This is a genomic window from Pseudooceanicola nitratireducens (assembly GCF_900109195.1).
In the GTDB taxonomy this organism is placed as follows: Bacteria; Pseudomonadota; Alphaproteobacteria; order Rhodobacterales; family Rhodobacteraceae; genus Pseudooceanicola; species Pseudooceanicola nitratireducens.
In genome coordinates, this window is sequence record NZ_FNZG01000025.1 from 1 (window position 1) to 3,664 (window position 3,664).

Annotated in this window: 3 protein-coding genes; all 3 read right to left on the reverse strand. The window is 59.0% G+C overall.

The window, feature by feature from the left end:
- Nucleotides 1–95: 95 nt before the first annotated feature.
- From BMX99_RS20095 to BMX99_RS19370, 3 genes are read right to left on the reverse strand one after another with little or no spacing between them, the layout of a single operon-like run.
- Nucleotides 96–1,085: a TniQ family protein gene (locus BMX99_RS20095; RefSeq protein WP_083545780.1), complete on the reverse strand. Its 990-nt coding sequence runs from the start codon at nt 1,083–1,085 to the stop codon at nt 96–98.
- The gene (locus BMX99_RS19365) at nt 1,031–1,888 is read right to left on the reverse strand and encodes a TniB family NTP-binding protein (RefSeq protein ID WP_071974414.1); all 858 of its coding nucleotides are present in this window, start codon (nt 1,886–1,888) and stop codon (nt 1,031–1,033) included. The genes BMX99_RS20095 and BMX99_RS19365 overlap by 55 nt, the downstream gene beginning before the upstream one ends.
- A complete protein-coding gene (locus tag BMX99_RS19370) occupies nt 1,866–3,494 on the reverse strand; it encodes a Mu transposase C-terminal domain-containing protein (RefSeq protein WP_093455154.1) in 1,629 nt (542 codons plus the stop codon). Before BMX99_RS19370 ends, BMX99_RS19365 begins: the two co-directional genes overlap by 23 nt.
- Between the last annotated feature and the right edge of the window lie 170 nt (nt 3,495–3,664).

A 3,664-nucleotide genomic window follows, 5' to 3' on the forward strand; every position in this document is an offset into this window, starting at 1 on the left:
CTGTCACTGTACCCTAATTAATCAGATTCTGCGGATTGGAAGCGTTTTCGGCAGATTCTGTACCCTTAATTGCAATATATCCACAGGGCGCTGCGTCAGTGGCTGACACAGCTTTGGCGCTTCCAGATTGCATCGGCTCGTGCCAGAAGCGCTTGACGATCTGCATCGGCACCGAGCTCGGAGATGGCCTGACGGGCAGCGTCTAGGGCCTGCGCAGACGTCTTTTTGGGCGACGTCGCCCTGGCAGATCGGTCAACGGGACTGCTTTCCTGCCGACGTCTTCGCGGAAGTCGCATATCGAGGTTCATCGACAGCTTGCGCACCTTCTCAATCAAACGTCTGCGCTGAGGAAAGGCGCGTCGGAGATCCCAGAATGCTTGTTCATTTCCGCGCAGCAAGATGGCCACTCCCAATAATGGACGGGCTGAGCAGACATCGACAGCTGCGAGTGCTATTGACCGCTCCAGTTGACACCGCGACGTGAGTGGCACGCTGTATACCAACTCAAGTACTTGTAAGAGGCACAGCGTATGGCTGATCCGCTGCATGTGCCTCAGATCGGCGGCGGCAACCGCCGTCTTCAGCAATGCCGCGCCCCGAGCGGCGCGGACACGTAGCCTGTTTGATAGACCATCGGCCGGATGCCTCGCCACAAGAGGTCGACCACAGTTTTCGCAAGTCAGCGACCAGGCGAAGCGCCAGTGGCGCAGGACCAGTCCCGAGGTTTGTTTCGAGCAGTTTGCGCAACTTTGGAAGTCATCGCTAGATACGCATTGAGCGGGATGATGCGTCGTGTCCGGGAGGGTCATGGCCGCGATCTCATCCCGGGTCTGCTGAACCGCCGGACATAGCCGAGCCCAGTTCACATGCCCAAGGTCACCCGCATGCTCCGGCACCCTGCCCTGCCCCAAACCGAGATAGCCGCAAAGCTCTTCGACGGAACAATGATTGGCCCGGGCCAACCGCCCGATCCAGCTCGAGAGAAGCTCGTCGGATACCGGTGGCGGTCGACGCGGCAATGGGTTCACGGTCACCCGAACTCCGCGATGGGTTGGCGCGGAATGCTCCAAGCATGCTTCGCCCATACCGGCTGCCAGGCCTGAACGGCCTCATCGGTGATCCGCTCCTCACCCGTCTCGATCGCATCGATGGCCAAGGACTTGATCATGATGAACACGCGCGAGGTCACACCGCCCGTCACTTTCAGGATTGTCCGAAGCGACGCAACCGTGAGGCCCGACCGCTGCTCAAGTGCCATCGCGGCAATCAGCGTTTGGATGAGCCGAGAGAACTCCACGTCGTCCTCCCAGAGCGGCAGGTAGTGTTCGTCCAGGCGACGGGCCAGTTGGTCGTCACCGCGGACGGCCTCGAGCGCTTCGTTGACACCGAAAACGACAAGCGAGGCACAGAGATCGTTGGCCAAGAACCGCAGCATGTTCAGGAACCGGCGTTGCTCCCGGTAACTACCGGCAAGCAGATTGTGCACCTCGTCGATCATCAGCATCTTCAGGTCCATATCCCGAAGATGACTGAGCGCGCGGACCTCAAGTTCGGACACGGTATGCCGCCCCCACATCGGCGCCCCGATCGTCGAAAGGATGTGCTGGTAGAAGCGTCGCTCGTCCGGCGCTGGCGGCGCCTGAACCAGCAGGATGGGGGTCTTCGTGATGCCCAGTTCTGCGTTGTACTGCGTCGGATACTTGCTGGCCATGCGCTTGGCGATCATCGTCTTGCCAATACCGGAACTGCCATAGACCATCAGGCCAGGCATCCGGCTCTGCTGCGGCATTTCCATCAGGGACGTCAATCGGTTGAGAACAATCGTGGCACGGTCGAATGCGATCCAATGATCGCTGCGGATGCGGTCAATTCTTTCTTCTGGGGTCATCAAACTCTTCAATCGGATAAGTGGGGAGGTCTGGGTTACCAGTGTCGATGGCGAACATTTCTCGGGACGGATCGCGGCGCGGCTGGTGCTTGGGAAGCCGCGTCTCGCGTTCGCTCTCCAGACGGGCGGTCCTTGTCTTCTGACGCGCCGCCTCGGCCAGTCGTCTCTGCGCGTCGATCACCTGGAACAAGGCCTTCTCGTTGATCCGACCGCCATGCCTGTCTTGCCATTCCTTCCGCGCCCGACGACTTTCCCAAAGCGATATCCGAGGGTGGCTCAGATCCCGATACCGAGCCGGGATCATGCGGCCATCATTGACGAGAACCCAGACCTGCGACAGGTCCCGCGGGTCGTACTTCACCTGCACCTTGCCGCTGCCCCGTCCGACCAACGACGCGAAGGCATCACTCCAGTAGTGCACCCCAAAGAGAGTGATCCCAGTGCGCCCGAGCTGGCGCAACTCAAAAGGCAGGAAGCTTGTCCGGAAGGCTTCGACATCGACAACCTGCCGCCCCGCAGTGTCTCCGCCCAAGTCAGCCCAAGCGGCCAGCGGCGTTCGCCCGAGGGCTTCGTGGCGGGTATTGTGGTAGCGGCAAATCTCCAGATGAAGCCAGTCCTCGAACTCGGCCAGGGTCAGAGCCGCATGTTTCTCGCTGTCATAATCGCCCTTCTCGGCAGCGGAGGATTGCGTGGTCCCGGGCAAAACATGAACAGCCCCCATGGCCGTTCCGATCAAACGTTCGATATGACCTCCGAAGTGCGTTGCACCAGGCGGGCGGTACTCGACGGCAATGCCCCAATCTTCGCAGGCCGATGAGAAGGCGTCGCTGTGGAACTCCTGCGCGTTATCGACATGGATCGCCTTCGGGATGCCGGATGTCGGCCAGACCAATTCTTCCAGCTTCCCTGGGACGTGGATCGATTTCCGACGCACACAATGATCGAGGCAGAGCGCGATCGAAAGAACTGATGGTGCATCAAAGCTGACGAAGACCCCGAGAACGATCCGGGTTGCAACATCGATGGCTACCGTCAAATATGGGCGCGCAAGCGGTCGCCGATCCACGTGATCGACCAAAATGATGTCGGCCAAGGTGTGATCGATCTGAACAATTTCCAGTGGCGTTCCAACCGCAAGCCGGCCCGGACGTGCCGCAAAAGTCTTGTTCGCCTCCTTGGCACCACGGCGCTTTCTAACAATCTCTTTCTCGTCCATTGCATCGAGCCGAGCTTTCAGCGTTTTTCGTGCCGGTGGCTGGAAGCCCTTTGCCTCGCATTCCGAACGGATCTCACGCCAAATTCGCAGAAAGCTGGAGCGTTCGCGGACCAGATAATAGCGCCGTAGGCGTTCATCGATGAGGTCTTCGACTTCTCGCGCGATCCGTTTCGACCCCGGTTTCGGCCCCCGGCGACTGAGTTCCAGTGCTGCGGCCCGCCCATCGTTCTCGCGCAAACGGCGGTAAAGCGACCAGGTGTGGCTCTTCGCCAAACCTAGTTCCCAAGCAGCATCTCCGATTGCCGCACTGATCGGCTCACCCTTCTTCTCAAGTTCCAGGATCGGACGGAGGACTGCTGCTCGATGTTTTGCAAGACGCTCGCTGACCACGCCAATCCCTGCCCTATTCCTGTCAGCACTTATCCACAGAACTGACCGTATGCTAATAAAGGGTACAGTATGGCAATTAACGGTACAATATGAAAATTAAGGGTACATCGTGCCGCTGAAAACAAACGATAATTTTAAAGGCAATTCTGATTAATGAGGGTACAGTGACA